Origin of the sequence: Nocardia camponoti (assembly GCF_014646135.1) — a bacterium.
GTDB lineage: Bacteria > Actinomycetota > Actinomycetes > Mycobacteriales > Mycobacteriaceae > Nocardia > Nocardia camponoti.
This window is the reverse complement of the sequence record NZ_BMMW01000002.1, coordinates 1063055-1085255: the sequence shown is the minus strand read 5'-3', so window position 1 is coordinate 1085255 and position 22201 is coordinate 1063055. Positions and strand designations below refer to the sequence as shown.

Annotated in this window: 18 protein-coding genes and 1 pseudogene; 9 read left to right on the top strand and 10 right to left on the bottom strand. The window is 65.7% G+C overall.

Features of this window, described 5'->3' with window-relative positions:
* Window positions 1–286: 286 nt before the first annotated feature.
* On the bottom strand, window positions 287–1471 hold the full coding sequence (gene pgfA / locus IEX78_RS12940; protein WP_188829138.1) for a cell envelope lipid trafficking protein PgfA: 1185 nt from the start codon (window positions 1469–1471) through the stop codon (window positions 287–289).
* 108 nt (window positions 1472–1579) lie between these two features.
* Between pgfA and IEX78_RS12935 the strand changes: the two genes are divergently transcribed.
* Window positions 1580–2761 (top strand): acyltransferase family protein, encoded by a 1182-nt coding sequence (locus IEX78_RS12935; protein ID WP_188829137.1) that lies wholly within the window; start codon window positions 1580–1582, stop codon window positions 2759–2761.
* A gap of 986 nt (window positions 2762–3747) precedes the next feature.
* Here IEX78_RS12935 and IEX78_RS24735 read toward each other — a convergent pair.
* The 4 genes and pseudogenes from IEX78_RS24735 to IEX78_RS12915 all read right to left on the bottom strand — a co-directional run.
* Window positions 3748–7059, bottom strand: a pseudogene (locus IEX78_RS24735) (alpha-(1->3)-arabinofuranosyltransferase); the annotation flags it as partial.
* A gap of 82 nt (window positions 7060–7141) precedes the next feature.
* Complete coding sequence (locus tag IEX78_RS12925) at window positions 7142–7315, bottom strand: DUF2613 domain-containing protein (RefSeq protein ID WP_188829136.1); 174 nt, start codon at window positions 7313–7315, stop codon at window positions 7142–7144.
* A 42-nt stretch (window positions 7316–7357) separates the two neighbouring features.
* A complete protein-coding gene (locus IEX78_RS12920; protein WP_188829135.1) occupies window positions 7358–8446 on the bottom strand; it encodes an isochorismate synthase in 1089 nt (362 codons plus the stop codon).
* A 39-nt stretch (window positions 8447–8485) separates the two neighbouring features.
* Window positions 8486–8938, bottom strand: a complete 453-nt coding sequence (locus IEX78_RS12915) for a universal stress protein (RefSeq protein ID WP_373291578.1) — start codon at window positions 8936–8938, stop codon at window positions 8486–8488.
* Window positions 8939–9066: 128 nt separating this feature from the next.
* Between IEX78_RS12915 and IEX78_RS12910 the strand changes: the two genes are divergently transcribed.
* The 3 genes from IEX78_RS12910 (at window position 9067) to IEX78_RS12900 (ending at window position 12058) form a co-directional block, all read left to right on the top strand.
* Window positions 9067–10233: a glycoside hydrolase family 3 N-terminal domain-containing protein gene (locus IEX78_RS12910; RefSeq protein ID WP_188829133.1), complete on the top strand. Its 1167-nt coding sequence runs from the start codon at window positions 9067–9069 to the stop codon at window positions 10231–10233.
* Window positions 10234–10309: 76 nt separating this feature from the next.
* Entirely contained in the window at window positions 10310–10909 is a 600-nt protein-coding gene (locus IEX78_RS12905; protein ID WP_188829132.1) for a TetR/AcrR family transcriptional regulator, read from the top strand.
* 15 nt (window positions 10910–10924) lie between these two features.
* Complete coding sequence (locus tag IEX78_RS12900; RefSeq protein ID WP_188829131.1) at window positions 10925–12058, top strand: DUF5685 family protein; 1134 nt, start codon at window positions 10925–10927, stop codon at window positions 12056–12058.
* A gap of 323 nt (window positions 12059–12381) precedes the next feature.
* Here the strand turns inward: IEX78_RS12900 and IEX78_RS12895 are convergent, their stop codons facing one another.
* Window positions 12382–14343 (bottom strand): VanW family protein, encoded by a 1962-nt coding sequence (locus IEX78_RS12895; protein WP_188829130.1) that lies wholly within the window; start codon window positions 14341–14343, stop codon window positions 12382–12384.
* Between the two features lie 310 nt (window positions 14344–14653).
* Here IEX78_RS12895 and gnd point away from each other — a divergent pair, with 310 nt between their 5' ends.
* A complete protein-coding gene (gene gnd / locus IEX78_RS12890; RefSeq protein WP_188829129.1) occupies window positions 14654–15685 on the top strand; it encodes a phosphogluconate dehydrogenase (NAD(+)-dependent, decarboxylating) in 1032 nt (343 codons plus the stop codon).
* Between the two features lie 53 nt (window positions 15686–15738).
* On the opposite strand, the gene IEX78_RS12885 is transcribed toward gnd, so the two are convergent.
* Window positions 15739–17061, bottom strand: coding sequence for an acetyl-CoA C-acetyltransferase (locus IEX78_RS12885; protein ID WP_188829128.1), 1323 nt, complete (start codon window positions 17059–17061; stop codon window positions 15739–15741).
* A 95-nt stretch (window positions 17062–17156) separates the two neighbouring features.
* Here IEX78_RS12885 and IEX78_RS12880 point away from each other — a divergent pair, with 95 nt between their 5' ends.
* The 4 genes from IEX78_RS12880 (at window position 17157) to IEX78_RS12865 (ending at window position 20987) form a co-directional block, all read left to right on the top strand.
* Window positions 17157–18515, top strand: coding sequence for a 3-oxoacyl-ACP reductase (locus IEX78_RS12880; protein WP_188829127.1), 1359 nt, complete (start codon window positions 17157–17159; stop codon window positions 18513–18515).
* Window positions 18516–19373, top strand: coding sequence for a MaoC/PaaZ C-terminal domain-containing protein (locus IEX78_RS12875; RefSeq protein ID WP_188829126.1), 858 nt, complete (start codon window positions 18516–18518; stop codon window positions 19371–19373). It begins immediately after the preceding gene.
* Between the two features lie 761 nt (window positions 19374–20134).
* Window positions 20135–20344: a hypothetical protein gene (locus IEX78_RS12870; RefSeq protein WP_188829125.1), complete on the top strand. Its 210-nt coding sequence runs from the start codon at window positions 20135–20137 to the stop codon at window positions 20342–20344.
* Between the two features lie 199 nt (window positions 20345–20543).
* Complete coding sequence (locus tag IEX78_RS12865) at window positions 20544–20987, top strand: DUF6301 family protein (RefSeq protein ID WP_188829124.1); 444 nt, start codon at window positions 20544–20546, stop codon at window positions 20985–20987.
* A gap of 43 nt (window positions 20988–21030) precedes the next feature.
* Here the strand turns inward: IEX78_RS12865 and IEX78_RS12860 are convergent, their stop codons facing one another.
* Genes IEX78_RS12860 through IEX78_RS12850 form a run of 3 tightly spaced genes read right to left on the bottom strand, consistent with a single transcriptional unit; the run spans window position 21031 to window position 22153 of the window.
* Window positions 21031–21294: a hypothetical protein gene (locus IEX78_RS12860; RefSeq protein ID WP_188829123.1), complete on the bottom strand. Its 264-nt coding sequence runs from the start codon at window positions 21292–21294 to the stop codon at window positions 21031–21033.
* Window positions 21275–21511, bottom strand: coding sequence for a FitA-like ribbon-helix-helix domain-containing protein (locus IEX78_RS12855; RefSeq protein ID WP_188829122.1), 237 nt, complete (start codon window positions 21509–21511; stop codon window positions 21275–21277). The genes IEX78_RS12860 and IEX78_RS12855 overlap by 20 nt, the downstream gene beginning before the upstream one ends.
* Window positions 21512–21571: 60 nt before the next feature.
* Window positions 21572–22153, bottom strand: a complete 582-nt coding sequence (locus IEX78_RS12850) for a cysteine hydrolase family protein (RefSeq protein ID WP_188829121.1) — start codon at window positions 22151–22153, stop codon at window positions 21572–21574.
* Between the last annotated feature and the right edge of the window lie 48 nt (window positions 22154–22201).

The window sequence follows — 22201 nt, the reverse complement described above, 5'->3', positions numbered from 1 at the left end:
GTGGTGCAGCCTGGGTGACGGCCGCAATCTGCGGTGGACTGGTCCTTGCCATGGAGCACCTGGGTGACAACCGCAATCATCGCGACCACCGCGCTGCGAACAGGGGCCTCGCAAGTAGCCGAATACTCAAGCCCTATGGCATAAACGTGCACGTTCGCGCCCTAACCCCCGAATTCAGGGCCTAAAGCCGCGAATCCGCACGAATATGCCACATTTTGTGCAACCACCCAGTTGCACAAACAGAAACGGGCCCACGAAATGTCGTGGGCCCGTCCGCGAACTGAACTTACTTGTCGCGTTTGTCCAATTCGATCCGCTCAGTCGGGGCGTCGTAATCGCCGCGTTCGAACTGGGTCGTTGGTGCGTCGTCGTCATCCCAGCCGGTCAGGTCCTGGGTGTCGCCGTCGTGCGGGTTCGGGGCGCCCCCTCGCGGGGCCGCGTGCGCGGGCGTCCCGCGACCACGCCACAAACCGAGGAACAAGCCGCCTGCCAGCGCCAACACGCCAAGCACCGCGAAGATGATCGGGAGGATTCGGCCGAACAGGCTGATCTTGTCGGTGTTTTCCTTGGCGATCGCGAGCTGCGATTCCACCGTCGCTTCATCGAAAACGATGTGCGACTTCAGCGCGGTGACGTCCTGCTGGTTCGGTGAGCGGCCGTAGAACAGGTGGATTGCCTCGCCGCCCTTGACGACAGTGCCGGTCTGCGGCTCGACCCAAAGGTCGCGGACGTTGGTGTAGTAGCGCGTCATCGTGACGGGGTCGGTGCCCTCAAGGCCCCACTTATTCGCGGGCAGCGTGAGCCGGTTCGTCGGCGACTGAACAACGTCCCAGGTGCTCGTCACGGGGATGACGGTCTGGAAGTGGTACACCTTCGTGCTGTTGATCTCGGTCTCTTCGATGAAGTTGGCGTCGAAGGACTTTCGCACGTTGATGTCGAAGTACGGGTAGGTCTTCTTTTCCGTGCCGATCGGGAAGCGGTAGCCGAGGCCGGTGTGCTGCACGGGCTCGTTCACCGAGCCGTCCTTGTTGACGGTGACCGCGATCGACCCGTTCGGATCGGCGGCGACAGGTTCGCCGGACTTGCGGTCGATGGTGACGCGGTCGACGGTCGCCGTCAGCAGCCCGGTGTCGCCCTGCACATCGGTGCGACGCAGCGTTTGACCAGCTTGGAGCGTCATTTCGGTCGCGTCGGAAGGTTCTTCGACGGTCACGAAGCGCTGCGAGACAAGCGGGACGTTTTTGTTGACAACCGGGCCGCCGTCGCCACTGGTGAGCGACTTCGAATCGAGCACTAGGCTCTCTTCCCCAGGCTGGTTGACCGCGATCGTCGTGATCTCAAGGTCGAGTGGAGTCTTGGCGACCTTGCTGACCGTATACGTGGGGATCATCAGCGCGGCGACCAGCAATGCCGCACCCAGACCCACGAGCACGCAGGCGACCGTCCTTCTGGTTCCGGCACTCAGTGCCATGCAAACTCTCCTCGTTGTTCGACCACGGATTTGCCGACACTAACAGTCTGCCGCTACTACCGGCCGCGCTGCGCCCGCCAAATCGCCGACCAGGCACACTGGATTCCGATGTCTTCTCAGCCAACGCCCCGCACGTTCATCCCCGCACTTGAGGGGATGCGCGGGTTGGCGGCGCTCGGGGTGCTGTTCACCCACGTCGCGTTCCAGACCGGCGCGACGCGAATCCCGGTTTTCGGGCCGCTCGCAGAACGCTTCGACATGGCCGTCGCGTTGTTCTTCGCGCTGTCGGGATTCCTGTTGTGGGCACCGCACGCGGCGGCCGCGCGCGGGCTCGGGGTGGCGCCGAGTGCCGGACGTTACCTATTGCATCGAGTGGCGCGCGTGCTGCCCGCGTACTGGGTTGTCGTCGTTTTTGTCCTACTTCTGCTGCCGGGGGCGGCGCATTCGGCGAACCTTCGCGTGTGGATTTCGAACCTGTTCTTGCTGCAGGTTTTCGTCCCGTTGACCTTGACAGACGGGCTCACGCAAATGTGGAGTTTGTCGGTCGAGGTGGCGTTTTACCTCGTGCTGCCGTTGCTCGCGCTTGCCCTTGTTCGATTGAAAGGCGACGCCGCTCGCTGGCGAATTCCGCTCATCGCAGGTTCCGCGATTGTGCTGCTGACCTGGAACTTCTGGCCCGTCCCGACCCCCGACGCGATCCACGCCGACAACTGGCTGCCCGCCTATCTGCCCTGGTTCGCGGCCGGGATGCTGCTTGCCGAACTCGCGCAGTTGCCGAGTGCGCAGGGGGCGCGGTGGGCGAGTCGGTCGATTATGTGGCCGTTGGCGCTTGTCGCGTTTTGCCTGTCGGCGACGCCATTCGGCGGCCCCGCCGGACTTGAACGCGCCGAACCGTGGCAGTACGCGGCGAAGATGGCGTTGGGCATGGTGCTCGGGTTCGCGCTGATCGCCCCGCTTGTTTTGCGAGCCGAGCCGCACCGCATGCTCGACTCGCGCCCCGCCGCGACGCTCGGCCGCTGGTCATACGGCATTTTCCTGTGGCACCTTGTGCTGCTCACGGTGGTTTTCCCGGTGTTCGGGCTGGTCCCGTTTAGCGGCAATTTCGGCTACGTGCTTGTTTTGACGACCCTGTTGACGTTGCCGCTCGCTGCCGCCAGTTACGGGCTGGTCGAAGAGCCCGCGCGGTTGGTTGCGCGGCGCCTGGACCGTCGCGGTGGCAAGGCGGCCACCGCGACCGCCGCGACGGCGATCACCGCTGGGGCCTGCGCCCAGAGCGAACCGCCCATGTAAGGCAGGCCCGAGCGCCAGGTGCCGGTCGACAGGGCGGCCGCCGAAGCAAGAGTACCGATGCCCGCGATCCACGGCAGTGCGCGTTGGGTTTCGCGGAACCTGGTGCACGCCAAGGTAATTGCCGCGATGACAGCGCCCGCCGGTCCCGAGATGACGGTGAGCAGGGCGACGACGCCGATGCCGCCGACCCAACGTGGGGCCCAGGTTGGGACTGGTTCCGTGTCGATTACCTCGCGCTTACGACGGGGAATTGCCAAGAGCGCCAACGGGATTAGGAGAAAGAGGCCGCCGAAGATCGCGCCGCGATAGATGCGGTCGGCGGGAAAGGAGACGGTGATGGGGCTTTGGGTGCTCGCTGGCAGCACCCAGGCTTGTTGCCAGCCGTTGACGACGATGGGTTTCAGTAGGGTGCCGTCGGGGGTGCGGGCTTCCCAGCCGACGTTTGTACTTAGCGGCAGGACAAGGAGTTTCGCGTTTGATGAGGTGGTTTCGCTCGGCGCGGGACGGTTTTCTGGACTGACTGTTCCGGAATGAGGGCTCGCGTGGTTGTCGCGAACGGGATCGCGTTCCGGACCCAGCGCGACGTCGTCAGGGTGCGGGCCGCCGCTGGGCGCGGGCTGTGTCGGGTCGGGGGTGCCAGCGCTGGGCGTGGGTGGCTTCGGGTCGGGAGCGCCGGTGTTGGGCGCGGTCTGTTTTGGATCGGCGGCGCCGGACTGGCCGTCGACGAGGTCGGTGCGGGTCAGGCGGACTTCGTCGACGGTGAAGAGGTCGCTTGGGGTCACGATTAGGTCCGGGTGGCCCGGGAGTAAGTCGATTGCCGCGGGGTCGCAAGGTGTCGCGGAAACTGGTGCGCCGCTTCGCAATTCGTCAGCTGTCGCGGTTACCGACGTCGGCACCGTCCGACCAGCGACCGTCAAAACTGGGCCCGCGTCGCAGCCGATCGTGATTTCCCGGTCGCCCGGCAGCGGCGCGGGATATGCCGGACCGACGACCGCGACTTCCGCCAGCCCTGTTGGCTGCGTGAGCACGAAACCTACTGCGGTGCGGTCTAATACGTCGGTCCACGTCTGGATCGTCAGCTCGATGTGGTCGGTGACCGTGGGGAAAAGGTCGACGCGAACGGGTTCGCCATTCTGGTGTTCCGGCAGGTCAACGACCTGCGGGCCGTTGCCGAGATTCACCGCGACCGACGTCGCCGTCGCTGGCAGCTTGCCAAGCGCGGTGGTGATGTCCAAGCCGGTGACGAGTTCCGGTTCCGGAAGGTCAAGTTCCAGTGTGGGTTTCGGGCCCGCGACGGTTCGGACGGTCGTTTCCGGTGCGATCCACGCAGTACGCGGGTCGCCGTCGGTCGCCGCGAATGCGGAGCCGCGCAGGTCGGCGATGTCGGCCTTCCCTCGCGCGATTGGCCGGGCGGGGTCGGCGAGAAGGTCCTCAAGCGCGGGGCCGGGTCGGGCGCGAACCGTGACGGATGGCGTGACGACCAGCGGCTCCGGCACAGCGAGTGTGCGCTCGAAGACGCCGGGCTCTTCGGCGGGGAGCCCGAGCCCCTTGGCGCATTGCACGCGGTCGGGACCGTCGAAACATGAACTGCGACCGGGGAATTCCTGTCCGAGACTCCATCCGGTAGGCGTGACGGCGACGTCCGGCAGCACAATGCGGTGACGAATGTCGACGCGCTTGGGTGCGTCGCGCACGGAGTAGTCGTCGAGGGTTAGCTCGCTAATCCCGAATTGCCCACCGGCCGTGCCCTTTTCGGTGCGTGACGCGGTGATCTGCACCCAATCCGTTCGCCCGGCGGGCAGCGCGACGTTGACCGCCTCGCCCGCCTCGGGAATGCGCGCGGACACGGTGCCGCGCGCGGTGCGCACCTCGACCCACTTCACCGGATCACCAAGGGCCGCAGCACTTGTCGTGAAGTTGAGCGACCCGCTGGTGATGGGTTTGTCGAGATCGATGCGCAGCCACTGGCCGAGCGCGGGTTCGCCGCCGTTGCTGATCCAGGAGGTGGACGGGTCACCGTCGACGGCGGCGGCGGTCGAATTGGCTGGCGCCGAACCGCCGATTTGGGTGGCGTCGGCTGCGGAACTCGACGCGGTCACCTTCGCCCCCGACCATTCGCCGCGCACGAGGGGCGTGTCGGCGACCGGGTAGTCGGGGATGAGGTTGTGCGTGCGGCGGGCGTCGTCGGCGGCGCGCACGGCGGAGTTGTGGTTGTCGACGCGCCCGAAGTCCGTTTCGCGGTCCATTGGCGTGTCGGTGAGGAGAGTTGGTTGCGGGGGCAGCCCGGCGCGTTCGGCATCGGCACGGAAAAGGTAAGGGGACAAAGGGTTTTCGCCGTCGCGTCGCAGTCGTTCGAGGACTTCGGGACCGCCCTCGACGACGGGGACGGAGTTGAGGTCGACGGTGTAGGCCCCGGCGAGCGATGCGGGCGCGCCAGTGCCGCTGAGCACAGTGGTTGGCGATCCCGCCGGAGCTGAATCTGGGCCCGCCGCGTTGCCGCTGTCGCGCGGATTCGGTGTCGCGTGCGCGCCCGGCGCGGCCGAGGGGCTCGCGGGTGTCCCCGGCGGCGGCACCTCAACCCGGTAAATCTCGATCGCCGGGTAGGCCGGTTGCAAGTCGTTGTCGACTACCAAACCCGCGTCCGACGCCTTCGGGCCGATCAGGCTGCCGAACTGTGCCACCTTCGTCAATCCCGGTGAACCATCAATTGCCGCGTGGACCAGCAGCGGGCGCGTTGAGCGGGAAGTTTCGGCGTCCAAGTCGTTGCGCACAACGAGGACGCCGATGCCCTGGTTGGCCAGCGTCGCGGCGAGTCCGGCCGACGGGCGACCATCCGCGATCAACCGCTGCACCGAATCCATCGCCCGAATCGCGCCCGGCGGGTTCAGCGGCACCGAATCGCGAACTGCCCAAGGGGTTTTCGCGAGCGCCTGTAAGGGCTCGTCGCGGGTGAGTCCCCATATTTGGCTGCCGAAGGGCGCGCCCGGGACGACGAGCGCGCGGGTGTCGGCGGCGTTGTGTTCGAGCCATGTGGCGGTCTCCGACCAGTACGCGGGCACTTCGTCGTAGGCGCCGCGCGGGGCGAGCCGACCGGTCCACGCGAGCGACGTCGCCAGCGTCAGCGCCGCGACAACCAACGCCGCAACGGCGACAACCCGGTCGCGTTCGGGGTGCGCCAACGCGCTTCGCCACTGTTTGAACGGCACCGAACCGGGCAGGTGCACGTGGCCTAACAGGTGCGCGAGGCCGAGGACAAGCGGCAGTCGAATGAGCGGTTCAAGCTTGTGGACATTGCGCAGCGGCGCGCCGCCCGCGTCGAGGAAAACGCGCACCGATTCCGCGAACGGGCCGCCCATCGCACCGACGTAACCAGCGCAAATGCCAGCGAGACCAACGCCGAGAATCAGCACGAGTCTGCCGCGATAGGGCATGGTCGACCGCGCGAGTCCGGCCATGCCAGCCGCCGCGAGCAGCCCGGTCGCGAGGACAGCCGCCGGTTGCGTGACCAGCACCGCCCCGGCGATCCGCTCGGGCGAAACGAAGGGTGTCCAACTGTCGGTGCCGCGCAAAACCTCGCTCAGCGACGCCCACTGCGTGGTGACGCCCGACGATTCGATGAAGTCGAGAAACGGCGGACTGACCTTGCCGAGCAGCAGCAGCGGAACGACCCACCAGAACGTCGCGAGCACGCAGAGCGGAGTCCAGGCCAGCGTGAACCGAACCCACCGCCGATCGGGCCGATACGAGGCCCACCAGATCGCGGCGGGCAGAAACGCGGCAACAGTAGCGACGGCATTAACCGACCCCATGAGCGCAAGCGCGAGCGCACTCCCGGCAGGAGAGAGCGCCCCACCCCTCCGCGCAATCCCCACCCCCAACGCCGCAGGCGCCAACAGCACCCACGGCGCCAGCATCATCGGCAACGTTTCCGACGAAATCGAGCCAAGGGTTGTCAAAACTCTCGGCGAAAGCGCGAAAACGATGCCCGCGATTACCCGCGAACCCCGCGCCCCGATGCCCAGCGTTTCGCACAGTCGGACGATGCCCCAAAAGCCCGCGAGCAGCAGTAATGCCCACCAAATGCGCTGGGTTGCCCATGCGGGGACCGACAGCAGGTCGCCGAGAGCGAAGAATGCGCCGTGTGGGAAGAAGTAGCCGTACGCCTGGTTTTGGACCTGGCCCAGCGTTGCCTGACTGTTCCACAGGTGCGCGGCGCGCGCGAGGAAGCCGAGTGGGTTTTCGGCGAGGTCGTACTTGGTATCTGCGACGGTGAGCCCGGGTGCCTGCGCGAAGGTCAGTACGAAGGCGAGGACTACCGAACCGACGAACCAGCGCCAACCGAGCGGCGCTCGATTAACGGGTGACGCGCTGGCACCTAGGTCAGCGGCTGCCGTATTCAGGAGCGTTGAGCAGCGACGAACCCTTGTCGCCGCTGCGGTCGATCGAAGGCGCGGTGTTCTGCTGGACAGCGGCCGTGATGGCGAAGACGGCGATGGCGCTGAGCAGCGCGCCGCCAGCCGCACTGGCCACAGCCGGAACAGCAAACGACTTCATCGCGCACTCCAAATAGTCGATGGGGTTCTTCCAGCCGCCAACCTAGCAGGTGGGCCCGTCGGTCGGGACGGGGCAGGCTAGCGCGCCGAGCAGCGTCGCGAACTTGGCCGTTGTCTCGGCGAGCTCGACGGCAGGGTCGGAGTCGGCGACGATCCCGCCGCCAGCGGTCGCGCGCAGGGTGCGTCGATCGGCCGACAGCTCGCCGCCGCGAATCGCGACAACCCACTCGCCGTCGCCGGACGCGTCGCACCACCCGACCGCACCGCCGTAAAACCCGCGCTGTTCCTCGGCGACGATCGCCTCGCGCGCCTCAGCGAACGGCGTCCCGTTCACGGCAGGCGTCGGATGCAGCGCGATCGCCAGGTCAAGCGCGGTTGGCGCGGGGTCGGCGAGGGTGCCGGTGATCGGGGTGGTCAGGTGCCACACGCTTTCGGTTTGCATCAAAACCGGCTCGTCCGGGATCGACAGTGAAGAGCACAACGGCGTGAGTCGCGAACGAATCCAGTCGATCACATACCCATGCTCGGCCTGATTCTTCTTGCTGTTCAACAGTTCTTGCGATTGGGCGACGTCGGCAACCGGGTCGGCGAGACGAGGCAACGTGCCCGCGAGCGGATGCAAACTCACCTGATTCCCACGTCGAGTGACAAGCACTTCGGGTGTCGCGCCGAGCACGAAAACCCCGGCCTGTCCCGCAGCCGCAAGATCAACGGCGTAGACGTGCGCGTTAGGCCGAGCCGTAAGCAGATGCGCCGCAACAACTTCCGGCTCAAGCGGCTCATCAGCGGCGACGACCATCGACCGCGCGGCAACGACTTTCTCCAAAGCGCAACCAGGATCACGCAATTGATCAACTAACGAGGCAACCCGAGCGACATGCGAAGCGCCACTTGGCAATTCCGCAACGACCCGCATCGCAGGCAACGCGGGAACCGCAGCAGGCTGCCACGGCCCAGCCGTATGCGCCGACCACTCCGGCTCCCATAACGCAACCGGCTCACGCATGTCGAACGGCAGTGCCCCCACAACCAAAGTGCCTGCCGCCGCGGCCGATTCAGCGTCGGCGAATACCGTGCGCATCCCGGTAGCGCGCAGCACCGAGTCCGGCTGGGCGAGCAGGAAATAGGTCATAACTTCGACCCTATAACCGGCCTAGACGTGACGTGGCGCTCACTCCGGCGGCGGAACGAGCAGCACCGGCCGGTGCCCATGCTTGAGCACGGCTTCGGCGACACTGCTGTGCACCAGCGCTTTAAGCCCGCTGACCCCGCGCGTACCAGCGACGATGATGTCGACATCCAACTCGTCGGCGGTATCGACGATCGCGTTCCAAATGGTGGTCCGCGACTCGACCATGCGCGCCTCGGCGTTCATCCCCGCGGCCCCAGCCAGCGCGACCCCTTCCGCGTTGATCTCCTTGGCGTCGGTAAACGCGATGTCCTCGCGCTCGCCGTCGGGCACCCAGTCGGGTTGCATCACCCCGGCCATGCCGGAAACGCGCGCGGCTTGGCGAACCATCGGTTCCCACGCGGTGAGCAGAATGGCGCGGTCGGCGGCAAGGAACCGGCCCGCATACTCGATGGCCCGCTTCGCATGCGGCGACCCGTCGTAAGCGATAAGCATCCGATCGCAACTCATGACGACCTCCAGCCTCGGCAGCAACGCCTCTACCTCGAAGATTACCCCCGAACGCCGCGATTGAACCCTGCCGCTACGGGGCTTCGGGAGCGCGGCGGGCTACGGTGGATGCCATGCGGAAATCGCCTGTGGTCTTCTTCGCAGTTCTCGCCGCCGTCGCGACTGGGTGTTCGAACGGGGGCTCGTCGCCTTCCGACACCACCAGCGCGGCAGCGAGTTCTTCGGTCATCGCGCAGACGGGCGGCCCGACCGACGTGCCGTTAAAGGACGGTTGCGGTGCCGACTACCTCGGCAAACTCTCGCTGCGCGAGAAACTCGGTCAGCTGCTCACCGTCGGCATCACCGGCCAGTCCGACGCGCTCAACGCCGTCGGCACGGACGGCGTCGGCGGCATTTTCGTCGGCAGTTGGACCGACCCGAGCCTGCTCGATGCCACCCAACTCGACGCGGTGAAGGCCAAGGCGAAGGTGCCGTTGATGGTCACCATCGACGAAGAGGGCGGCCGTGTGTCGCGCGCGAAGAACAAGATCGGCGCGTCCCCGTCAGCGCGGGTGATCGCCCAGACACAGACCCCCGAACAGCATTACGAGAACACGCTGACCAGGTCGAAGGCGCTGGTCGGCCTGGGTGTCACGGTCGACTTCGCCCCTGACGTCGACGTCAGCAGCCAGCCCGACGACAGCGTGATCGGCGACCGTTCCTACAGCAGCGACCCGCAGGTCGTCACCACCTACGCCGACGCCTACATCCGCGCTTCCCAAGCCGCCGGTTTGGGCGCGGTCATGAAGCATTTCCCCGGTCACGGCTCGGGTTCGGGCGACTCGCACACCGGCTCGGTCACGACGCCGTCGCTCGATCAGCTGCAAAACGTCGACCTCGTACCGTTCCGCAACCTCGTCACCTCGGGTGCCGCGGTGATGGTCGGCCACCTCGACGTCCCCGGCCTCACCGAACCCGGCGTGCCAGCCAGCATCAGCCCGGCGGTCATGAAACTGCTGCGCGACGGCACCGGCTACAACGCGCCCCCGTTCACCGGCCCGATTTTCACCGACGACCTGTCGGGCATGGCCGCGATCAGCGATCGACTTTCGATCGAGGAAGCGGTCGAAGCCGCGCTGGTCGCCGGTGCCGACAACGCGCTGTGGATTTCGTCGAAGGCCGTGCCGAGCGTGCTTGACCGGTTGGAGCAGTCGGTGTCGGATGGCAAACTGACGACCGACCGGGTCGACGCGTCGGTGCTGCGGATGGCCCGCTACAAAGGCGTGCAGCTGGGCTGCTAGCGCATTCGCGGCAACTGAGCACCGGCCATCTTACTTTCAAGTAAGATGAGTATTTCACCCTGCGGTAGGAGTGTGGATGGCTGGCGGTACCAAACGACTTCCTCGAGCGGTGCGCGAGCAGCAAATGCTCGATGCGGCCGTTGAGGTGTTCGCGCGCAAGGGCTTTCACGAAACGTCGATGGACGCGATCGCGGCCGAGGCCAAGATCTCCAAGCCCATGCTCTACCTGTACTACGGGTCAAAAGACGAACTTTTCCGCGCGTGCATTCAGCGCGAAGGGCTGCGCTTCATCGAGTCGGTCGCGCCCGCTGGCAACCCGCAACTGAGCCCACACGAACAGGTGCGCACCGCGCTGGAAGGGTTCCTCGATTTCGTCGACCGCAACCGGCAGTCGTGGCAGGTGCTGTATCGGCAGGCAATCGGTCAGCAAGCGTTCGCATCCGAGATCGAAAACGCACGCGAGCGGGTCATCGAACTCACCGCGAAACTGCTTGAGTCAAGCGCGAAGCACGCCGAGCCGGGCACCAATTTCGAAGTGGTCGCCGCCGCGGTGATCGGTGCGGGCGAGGCCATCGCCGACCGTGTCGCGACGGGGCGCATCGAAGTCGCCGAAGCCGTTGATCTGCTCGATGACCTCGCATGGCGCGGTTTGGCAGGACGCAAAAAGGCCGAATAAGGCATGCTTTGACCCATGTTCGGGGTGTTGAAGCCGTGTGTGCACGGGGCGGCGAAATACGGCATTGATCCGGGGGACTGGCAGGCGCACATGTGCGGGCTATGTCTCGGGTTGCGCGATGGGCACGGCCAGACCGCGCGGGCGGCAACCAACACCGACGCGGTGGTGTTGAGTGTGCTCACCGAGGCGCAGGGCGTTAGTGCCGAACGGCGAACGGCTGGGCCGTGTGCGCTGCGTGGGATGCGTCGCGCGTCGGTGCTCGCGCCTTCGTCGCCCAGCGTGCAGTTGGCCGCCACCGCGTCATTGTTGTTGGGCGCGGCCAAGATTCGCGATCACGTTGTCGACGGTGACGCTGGTCGGGTTTCGCGGGTGCCGATGCGCAGGGTTGCTGGGGGATGGGCGGCGAGTGCGCACGCGTCGGCGGCGGGGATCGGCCTTGACCTCGCCCCGCTGGTCGCGGCGATCGATGGCCAGCAGGAATTGGAAGCCTCATCTCGCGACCTCGACGCGCTCACCGGACCGTCGCAGGTGTGTGCGAGCGCGTTCTTTGGGCACAGTGCGAAGCTGGCTGGTCGGCCGGAAAACGTTGCGGGACTTGAGGAAATCGGCCGCGAGGTTGGCCGGATCGCGCACGTCGTTGATGCGATTGAAGACCTTGAGCGAGACAAAGAGCGCGGGCGATTCAATCCGCTTGTGGCGAGCGGGACGTCAGCGGACGAGGCGCGGAAGCTAGTGCGCGACAGCGGTTCTCGCGTCGGGATGACCGCTCGCGAACTGGGGCTGGCCGAAACCCCGGCCGTGCGTTGGGCACTGCTTGACCCGCTCGCCGGGTTGGTGCGCCGAATCGGCCATGCGGGCGGAAAGGCTTGCCGCGCAACGCGACACGAGGCAACCGCCCAGAGCGCGCCTTACCAATCTCCTCCCGGCCAGCGCCCCAACCGCCCAGGCCCGTTGCACGCTTCGGGCCTGATCCTCGGCGTGTACTGCACAGGTTTGGCGTGCTGCGTCGACCACACGAGCCCGTGCAGCGGCGAGCGAAAAGATGCGTGGGGCAAGAACTGTGACACCTGTTGCGACGGGTGCGACTGCTGCTCGAACTGCGGCGACTGCTGCGATTGCGACTGCTGCTCGTGCGATTGCTCGTGCTGAGCGGGAGGCGGCCCTGCCCCAGCCCAGCCTAGGTGGGCGCGTTCTCACTCAGTCGGACCGACGTGCTGCTTAGCGAGCTAGCGCGCTCATCCGGCTGACGCTGCATGGCCTGGCTGGCGCGGGGTGGCCTGGCTGGCGCGGGGTGGCCTGGCTGGCGCGGGGTGGCCTGGCTGGCGCGGGGTGGCCTGGCTGGCGCGGGGTGGCCCGGCTGGCGCGGGGTGGCGCCGCTGTCGCTGCGTGGCCAGTGGCCCGTGGTCCGTGGGCCCGGTGAGCCGCCAGCACCCGACGGGCGCCGCGCCATCCGACAGCGCACCACCACCCAACTAGCGCGGCGTCGTCGGGGTCGGCCGCCTGGTCGTCGGGACCGGCTTCGTCGTCGTCGGCGCGGGGTTCGTCGCCGGTGCCGTCGCCGGGACATCCGCAACGGCAGGGGCAGGTGCCGCCGCTTCGGCCGGGTCCTCGCAAATCACCACGGGCACCGGGTCGTATTTCACCGTCCGCGTGTGTTGCGATACCGGCGCGCCCGTCTTGTGGTCGGTGATCACTCGCGTGTCCGAGATCGTGAAGCCGGGCGCACCCGTCGACGCGATGCAGTCTTTGCCCTTGGGCAGTTTCACTTCCGTCGGCTCGGTCGGCTTCGTCTTCTCGCCCGTAATCGATTCAACGTTAACGGTTTTCGTGCCCCACAGGCGGACCGTGATGTCGGAACCCGTGCCGATGGCCTGGATGTAGATGCCCGTCGTCGCTGGGTTGCGGAAGGCGAGGTCGATCGCGCCGTCGAACACCGTCGCTTCGCGCGCTGCCGGGTAGCGCGAGATGTAATAGCTGTGTTCGGTGTGGCCCTCGTCCTCCATGCCAGCGAAGTACGCGGCGTTGTAGAGGGTGGTCGCGAACTGGCTGATGCCGCCGCCGACAGCGGTGCTCGGGCGACCCTTGTCGATGATGCCCGACTCGACGTACCCCTCAGCGGTGGTGCGCGGCCCGGTAAAACCATTGAGCGAGAACACTTCTCCCGGTTTTACGATCGCGCCGTCGACCTTCGCGGCGACCGTGCGGATATTCACGCCCGACGGTCCACTGAACCCGCCGGTCGTGAATTGCCCGACCACTTCGTTGATGCCGAGCGCGTTCGCGGCGTCGGTGGTGAGCTTGGGTTCGATTCGCTGGTGCACGGCGTCAACTGAGCGTGCCGACGCGGTGAGCACGGCGGGCAGCTTCTCCAGCGTCTTCGCCCAGTCGATCTTGTCGCCGACAACGGCGGGAACGACCGTCGGCCGACCGCCTTCAACGGCGAATGTCGCGTCCTTCGGCTCAACCTCGGTTGCCGCGAGCTGTGGCGCGAGCAGCGCGGTCGCGGCTTCGTTAGCGAACTTCGGCGCGAGCCCACCGGCCCCATCGGGCACGAAAGTGAGCACGTCGGCGATCTGGGTGGGACTCAACGTCGCGGTCGCGTCGCGCCCCTTGACCTGCACCGGAGCCGACACCGCGGGCGTCGCGATGTCGCGCAACGTCGCCTGCACGGCCTCAGCCCGCACCGCGACGGGCGCGGCGACAATCGGCAAACTCAATTCACTCTGCGAAGCCCATCGCGTGGTGATCAGCTCACGCGCTGCCGCTTGGTCAAGCACGCGACCAGGCACCGGCAGCACCGCGACGGGCTTGCCGTTCTGGAAGCGCACTGTCCCTTCGACGGTCGGGTTGTCGTGGCTTGCGAAGTCGGCGAGCTGCTTGCTGAACGCGGCGTCGTCGACGGTGCTCACCGCCTGCACGTCGCGGGTGCCGAAAAGCGAAACAAGGCGACGCACCGGGTTCAACGGCTGGTCGCCGACGGCTTCCCAGGTGCGTTCAAAGTCGACGCGCAACCCGGCGGCCGACGGGATCAGCGTGCCGGAAACGTCGCCGATGCGGACGGGAACGGGCTGGTCAGCGCGCGGTTCGAGTTCGGAATGCAGCAGCGCGTTGGCTTCGCCTCGGTCCATGCCGCCCACGTCGACGCCCGCGACGACAACGCCGCGCGGCACTTCGCCCGTCGACAGCGCGAGGTCGGCGAGATAGGCGAGCGTCGCGGTCGCGAACACCGCGCCAACGATCACGCCGACGCGCTTAGCGGTTGGGCTTAAACCGGGCGGATTGGTGCCAGGCCTGGGCGCGCCAAGCTTGGGAATTGGGCGGGTGAGCGCGTCACCGGGGTTGTCGAACGTGCGATTGGCTTCAAGCAGCTTGCGTAGTCCGACCTCGCCCCGGGGTCGGTCGCCCGGATAACCGGTGGTCGACTCGCTGGGCACGGAGGTCCCTTCATTGGGTTTTATAACTTCGTCCTGAGATTGAGATCCGGGGCCAAGGGTAATGCGCACAGGCCGTATCAGCACTGTGAGATCGCACCGCCGCACGGAAAAGGCCCCGTGTAGTTGCCGGGTCGGGGGTCTGGCAACTACACGGAGCCGATCTGTTTATCGTGTCCGATTCGCCGTTGTTACAGGTCTGCCAGCTGGAATTTCGGCCGTGTCGACGACGCCGCGCAGCGCATGAGGAACGCGACGCGCGACAATCGACGGTGAGTCTCGCCACCAGTACCCGACAACGAGGGAGAACTTCATGCAGCTGGGAATGATCGGCCTCGGCCGGATGGGTGCCAATATCGTGCGCCGCATCGTGCGCGACGGGCACACCGCCGTCGGGTACGAACGCCACCCCGGCCCGATCGCCGACCTTGAGGCCGAGATGCCGGGCCAGTTCCGTGGCACCACCGACCTGGCCGATTTCGTCGGCATGCTTGAGGTGCCGCGCGTGGTGTGGGTGATGATCCCCGCTGGCGCGACGGGCGCGGTCATCGACGAACTCACCCCGCTGCTTGAGCCCGGCGACATCATCATCGACGGTGGCAACAGCCGCTACCACGAAGACATCAAGCGCGCGAAAGCGTTGGAGCCCACCGGAATTCACTACCTCGACATCGGCACGTCCGGCGGCGTGTTCGGGTTGCAGCGCGGGTTCTGTCTGATGATCGGCGGCAACCGCGAAGACGTGGATTACCTTGCGCCGCTGCTTTCTTCGATCGCGCCGGGGTACGAGTCGGGCGTGCGCACGCCGGGCCGCACGGGCGAGCCGACCGAGTTCGAGCAGGGTTATTTGCTGTGCGGTCCGCACGGCGCTGGCCACTTCGTGAAGATGGTGCACAACGGCATCGAGTACGGCGCGATGGGCGCGTACGCGGAGGGCCTGAACATCCTCGCCCACGCTGACGCGGGCCGTGAGTACGTGGATGGCGAGCATTCGGCGGAAGAAACGCCGATGGAAAACCCCGAGTACTACATGTATGACCTCGACATTCCCGCGATCACCGAGGTGTGGCGGCGTGGGTCGGTTGTCGCGTCATGGTTGCTTGACCTGACCGCGGCGGCGCTGGTCGCCGACCCGAACCTCGACTCCTACAGCGGTCGCGTTTCGGATTCGGGCGAGGGTCGGTGGACGATCGAGGCCGCGATCGACGTCGGCGTTCCGGTCCCTGTGCTCTCGGCCGCGCTGTACGAGCGGTTCTCTTCGCGCGGTCAGGCGCTCTACGCCGACAAGATGCTGTCGGCGATGCGCAAGGCGTTCGGCGGTCACAACGAGTTGCCGCAGAAGTAAGAAACGAAAACGGCGGGCACCCTTGTTAATTGGGTGCCCGCCGTTTTGGCTATTTAGCGTTCGACGATCGCGACGACGCCCTGGCCGCCAGCCGCGCAGATCGAGACCAGCGCACGGCCAGAACCCTTCTCCGCCAACATCTTTGCCGTCGATGCGATGATGCGGCCGCCGGTCGCGGCGAACGGGTGACCAGCCGCAAGCGACGAGCCGTTCACGTTGAGCTTGCTGCGGTCGATCGAGCCGAGCGCGCCGTCGAGGCCCAGGCGCTCCTTGCAGTACGCATCCGACTCCCACGCGGCGAGCGTCGCGAGCACAACCGAAGCGAACGCCTCGTGAATCTCGTAGTAGTCGAAGTCCTGCAGCGTAAGGCCGTTGCGGGCAAGCAGACGCGGCACCGCGTAGGTGGGTGCCATGAGCAGGCCGTCGGGCCCGTGGATGTAGTCGACCGACGCGACCTCAGAATCGACGAGGTGCGCGAGCACGGGCAGGTTGCGCTGCGCGGCCCACTCCTCGGACGAAAGCAGCACGGCCGAAGCACCGTCGGTGAGCGGCGTTGAGTTGCCCGCGGTCATCGTCGCGTCGCCGAGCTTGTTGCCGAAAACCGGCTTGAGCGTGGCGAGCTTTTCGATGGTGGAGCCGGGACGCAGGTTGTCGTCGCGGGTCAGGCCGAGGAACGGCGTGATCAGGTCGTCGAAGAAACCACGGTCGTACGCGGCGGCCATGTTCTTGTGCGACAGGTAGGCCAGCTCGTCCTGCGCCTCACGCGCGATGCCGAATTCCTTGGCCGTGATGGCCGCGTGCTCGCCCATCGAAAGGCCGGTGCGCGGTTCGGCGTTGCGCGGGATTTCGATGCCGAGCATGCTCGGGCGCAGCTGGCCGACCAGCTTCAGCCGGTCCTTGCCGGTCTTGGCGCGGTTGGCGTTGAGCATCCACTCACGCATGTCCTCGCTGACGCCGATCGGCGCGTCCGATGTGGTGTCGGTGCCGCCGCCGATGCCAGAGTCGATGCGGCCCAAGGCAATTGCGTCGCCGACCGTCGCGATGGACTGCAGGCCGGTGCCGCAGGCAAGCTGCAGGTCGTGAGCGGGGGTGTAGGGCGAAAGCTTTGAGCCCAAAACACTTTCGCGGATGAGGCTGTGCTCGCCGACGCGCTTGAGCACCGCGCCACCGACGACCATGCCGAGCCGCTCGCCCTGCAGGCCAAACCGGCTGACGAGCCCATCGAGGGTCGCGGTGAACATATCCTGGTTGGACGCGTGCGCGTATGCCTTATCCGAGCGCGCGAAGGGGATGCGATTACCGCCGAGAATGGCGACCGGCCGCGCGGTCTTCGCTGATTTAGCCGGGGCTTTCGCCGAGCGGGCTTTGCTTGTCACTCGAGTCTCCAGGTCTCGTCGGTAACGGTTTACATCTAACTTACTCTGGAGTAAGTTAATTGTCGACACCGAACCCGCAAAAGAAGGTAGGAACAGTGGCTGCCAAGAGCAAGGGCGCACCCAACCTCTACGGATCATTCATCCACTCGGCTCCCGGCGCGTTCCTGGCGAGCAAGCTGGGCCTGCCTCAGCCCGCTGAGCTGCGCCGTTACCGCGCAGGCGAACCCGCGCTCCCCGGTCCCGTGCTGCTCGGCGGCAAGGGCCGTCTCGCTGAGCCCATCGTCGCGCTGCTTGGCGACGACTACACCGTCACCGATGCGTTCGACGCTGGAATCAAGTACGGCGCACTGGTTTTCGATGCCACCGGCATTGATTCGATCGACAAGCTCGTTCAGCTTTTCGAGTTCTTCTCCCCCGCGCTGCGTAGCCTCGCGCCTTCGGGTCGCGTCGTTGTGTTGGGCACGACGCCGGAACTGGTTGCGTCGGTCGACGAGCAGATCGCTCAGCGTGCGCTTGAGGGCTTCACGCGTTCCATCGCGAAGGAGCTGCTGCGCGGCGCGACCGGTCAGCTCGTTTACGTTGCGCCCGAAGCGGATTCGTCGGGCACTGGCGTCGAGTCGACCCTGCGCTTCCTGCTCTCGGCGAAGTCGGCTTTCGTTGACGGCCAGGTGATTCGGGTCGGCACCGCCGCTTCCGAAGCGCCCGCCGACTGGGCGAAGCCGCTCGCTGGCAAGGTCGCCGTTGTTACCGGTGCTGCCCGTGGCATTGGCGCAACCATCGCCGAGGTGTTCGCGCGTGATGGGGCAACCGTCATCGTCGCCGACATCCCCGCCGCCGGTGAAGCACTGTCCGAAACCGCGAATAAGGTCGGGGCAACGGCACTTCCGCTCGACGTCACCGCGCCCGACGCCGCTGAGCGTCTCGCCGAGTTCGCGCAGCAGCGCTTCGGTGGCATCGACATCGTCGTGCACAACGCGGGCATCACTCGCGACAAGCTGCTCGCCAACATGGACGAGAGCCGCTGGAGCTCGGTCATCAACGTGAACCTTGCTGCGCCGCACCGCATTACGTCGGGCCTGGTCGCGAAGGGCGTCCTCAAGGAGGGCGGTCGCGTGATCGACGTTTCCTCCATCGCGGGCATCGCGGGCAACCGTGGGCAGACCAACTACGGCGCGTCCAAGGCCGGCGTTATCGGCATGGTCGATGCTGAGGCACCGCTGCTCGCCGAAAAGGGCATCACCATCAACGCTGTCGCGCCCGGTTTCATCGAAACCGCGATGACCGCCGCGATCCCGGTCGGTACCCGCGAGGCTGGTCGTCTGATGAGCTCGCTCCTGCAGGGCGGCCAGACCATCGACGTCGCTGAGACCATCGCCTACTTCGCGTCGCCCGCGTCAAACGCGGTGAGCGGCAACGTGGTTCGCGTCTGCGGCCAGAGCCTGATTGGCGCGTAAATGACGCAAACGATCACGCTCACCGAGGTCCCCGGCAACGGTGGCCTGTACGCGAAGGCGGCGCTCGGTGCGTTGCCGTTGCTGCGCCGCAAGGCCCAGTTGCCCGACCGTGAGGTTCGGATCGAAGGCGTGCGCGTCGACCCGGAGCACTTGGCCGCGTACTGTCGCGCGACCGGGCTGCGCTTCGGCGACACCTTGCCGTTGACGTATCCGTTCGTGCTGGGCTTCCCCCTCACGATGCAGTTGCTCGTCGCACGCGACTTCCCGTTCACCGCGGTGGGTTCCGTGCATTTCGCCAACGTTATCGAGCGCACGCGCGAGATCTCGGTAGGCGAACCGCTCGACTTCAGCGTGCGCATCGAGAACTTGCGTGAGCACCCGAAGGGCCTGCTCGTCGACGCCATCACCGAGGTGCGCGTTGGTCGCGAGTTGGTGTGGAAGCAGACGTCGACGTTCCTGCACCAGCAGCGCACGTCGCTGTCGGGCGGTCCGAAGGCGGTCCCCCCGGCCGACGAGGTCCCCCCACCGCCGTTGCGCACGCAGTTCGTCGACCAGAAAACGGCGAACCGCTACGCGGCGGCATCGGGCGACCGCAACCCGATCCACGTGTCCGGAATCGGCGCTAAGGCAATGGGTTTCGCGCGAACGATCGCCCACGGAATGTGGACATGCGCGAACGTTTTGTCGACGGTAGAGGGCCGAATCCCCCCTGCGGTTACGTACAGCGTGAAGTTTGGCAAGCCGATCTTCTTGCCCGCGACAGTGAACGTGTACGCGGACGCGGTCGGCACAGGTTGGGATTTGTCGGTACTTGACCGCAAGAAGGGTTACCCGCACCTGACGGCGACTTTGCGCTGAGCGGGGATGTTTGACCGGACGCCGCCGCCCTTCGGGGTAGGCGGCGTTCGCCGTTTCAAGATCATCAGGCTCTGAGGGATTTTTCCACTCGGCCGTTGTTTACCTGAGAGCCTGATGGGCAGGCGTCCAGGTTTGGGCTAGCCCAGGGAAAACGGGAGCAGCTGGCTGGATGTGTGGCCTGGCAGTTGGGCGTGCCCGCAAAACGGCGGACGGTCAGAGGCGCCACTCAATGAAGGTAAATCAATACCAGTGTGGCGACCGCCAGGAATAGCACAGCCCACGCGGCGTGTGACAATGCGGCGATCGCCCAGCTCCGAGCGCTACGTCCAGGCCGCCAGCCCGCTTCGGCCAGTCCAGCCGCGATAATGTCCCGAACCGGTTGTTCGCGATCCCGATCGCGCGCCAAGGGATAGCCACCTTCCGTCGGCCACCAGTGTTCAAAAGTTCGAGCGAACCTGCCTCGTTGATCGAGGGTCAACGTGAATAGGTACGGCGTCCGTTCCTGGTTGTGATCGTACGGCCGCGCAACGTGCAGTTCGTCGCGCCCGACCACCCGAACTTCGAAGGACGGGTGGTTGGTCAGCGCTAGTCGCAGCCGCTGTGCCAACTCCGTTCTCGCCGAGTCGCTTTCGCCTCGCATCGCCGTAACCTATCTCTCGTCGGTGGCGGCGGCATTCGCTGCGGCAGGTACTACGGCAGTCGATGTCTAACCGGTCCGAGAGCTATGGTCGACGCAGCGCGCAGCGAAGGAAGGACCAGAAATGGCTTACTCCGAGTACCGGAACATGGCGCTGACGTGGGAATACGGGCGTGATGGGGAGTTCCCGTACAGGAAGACGGTCGACGGGGTCTCGCTGGAGATCAGAGTCGGGGACTTTCCCGATGAGTTCATCTACAACCTGCTTGTCGACGCCGTCGAAGTGGATAACTTCGATGCGTGGCCGGAGAATTGGACCCGGCCGGTTGGCTGATCTCCGCCATACCGTATCCACCCTTACCTAACGCTGTGAATTTCAAGGTGGGCGCCACTGCGTACTAGAAAGCGAAGACGTTCATCGCTCATTGAGGACTAAGCTGCGTCGGCCGCCCCGGCTTTCCGCTTGTGCGCCAACAGCATTCGTTCTATCGTCCGCTGATCACCTCAACGACCCTCATTCAAGGAGAGTCAGGATGTCTCGCTTCGACATGGATGGTGCGACCGCTCTCGTCTTGGCAGCTGCCAGGTTCGATTGGACGTGGAGAATCTACGACCTGCCGCGGTTCTGTCGCGTCGTCGGCTGGGAATTGGTGAACATCGGATCCGAAGGCGCGGAGATGCTCGCGGGCCTCAATGTCCAGCACCGTTCGGTGGTGGCCTATCTCAAAGAAAGTACTCCACGGAAGCTCCTGTGGATGTCCCCAGTTCTCGCTGAACGTGGTGAGTCCGGCAGTCCGCGACTGCTATCCGACTACGTTTCCGCGCTGAGGGCGATTATCGAGCCGCAGTTGGGAAATCCGGCAATGGTTACGACGAAGCCTTCCTATTCGGTCACCTGGCAGTTACCCAACGTGACCTTGACGATCAAATCGATTCATGGGGTTGTTCTGCTGCGGATTATTAATCCTGCTCGGTAGGCAGCGGCTCTTCTTCGGCATCACAAAATGACTACTATTACGGCTATTGCCACCAGTAGTACTGGATGACCTTGAGGGCCAAGGTGAATAGGTACGGCGTCCGTTCCTGGTTGTGATCGTACGGCCGCGCAACGTGCAGTTCGTCGCGCCCGACAACCCGAACTTCGAAGGACGGGTGGTTAGTCAGCGCCAGTCGGCGCTGCGGTGCCAACTCCGTTCTCGCCGAGTCGGTTTGAAGCGGCAAATGCGGCGTAGCGCCCAGTGCGGACGCGTCTACAACGAACTCGTCAATCGCAACGGGCCGCATCCAGCGCTTCGAGAATCGACTCGTTGGTCGCGCCGGGGGTCGGCTTGCCTAGCGCTTCTCGAATGGCCCTCGTGGCCTCGTCTTTTGTCGGCCTGCGCGCGGCCGCGATTAGTCCGCGCCGCACGTAGGCCTGGAGCGACATCCCAGCGGCCTCGGCTCGCCGCCGCAACACCTCGGCGTCCTCTTCGGGAATATCGCGGATTTGGATTGTCGCCATGGCGCTATTATCACGCTGGTTTAGCGTGGAGTCAGCGCCTTTTCGCTGGTTGGCCTATACCTATCCCAAATCGGCGGGCTTCTCGACGACCACGCCGTAAAGATCGCCGATGGTTGCCAACGCGCCGCGGTGCAGTTCGTCCGACGTCACGCCGCCTGCCACCGTGCTCAGCGGGCGGGTTGCGCTCGCCGATGCGACCACCGTCGGCTTGTTGCCGTTCAAAAAGGCGCCCTGGGTCGTGAACGCCACGCACATGTGGGTCATGAAGCCCGCGATTACCACTGAATCGGTGTCGAGCAGGTCGGCCAATTCGGTGTTGATGAAAGCGTTCGGGACCTGCTTCACCACCACCGATTCGCCTTCGATTGGGGACACCTGGGGATGGATCTGGCCGATGGTTTCGCGGATGTCGTAGGGCGTGCCGGGGCCGCCGTCGTTGATCACGTGGATCACCTTCGCGCCTACTTCCCTTGCACGCGAAAGCAATTCAGCTGCCGAAGTCAACGCGCTTTCCCAGCCGTCGAGCTCCATCACGCCCTGGGTGTAGGTGTTTTGGTAGTCGATCAGGATCAGGGTGGAGTCGGCGAGGACGGCCGGGGTGGAGTCGAAAGCATTCAGTTCGCGCAAAGTCGTTGAGGTCATGGGATTAACGGTATGAGCGCGCGCGGGTGTCGGCAATGACAGGTAACC